Below are 222 nucleotides of genomic sequence, written 5' to 3' on the forward strand. Positions count from 1 at the left end.
ACCCCAACGGCCGCCTAAACCCCGTATGAAGAATCCGCCAAGTCTTGATGTGAGCGATAACCCGCTCCACCACCGACCGCAGCCGATTCAGCACCCGATTATTCCGCCTCTGCTCCCGACTCAGCCGCTGACCCGGCTTGCGCCTGGCCGGGGTAGCCAACCCCAACCCGATATAGCCCTTATCAGCCACAGTGCTCTCATCAAGATATCTTTCCAAGCCAT

Annotated in this window: 1 protein-coding gene; it reads right to left on the minus strand. The window is 59.0% G+C overall.

The genetic code is table 11. The features are described from left to right. A partial coding sequence (locus tag L6762_RS12125) for a transposase family protein (protein ID WP_423817130.1) occupies positions 1 to 190 on the minus strand: 190 nt, incomplete at its 3' end. Positions 191 to 222: the final 32 nt, after the last annotated feature.

Origin of the sequence: Rothia nasimurium, assembly GCF_928381705.1 — a bacterium.
Taxonomy (GTDB): domain Bacteria; phylum Actinomycetota; class Actinomycetes; order Actinomycetales; family Micrococcaceae; genus Rothia; species Rothia nasimurium_G.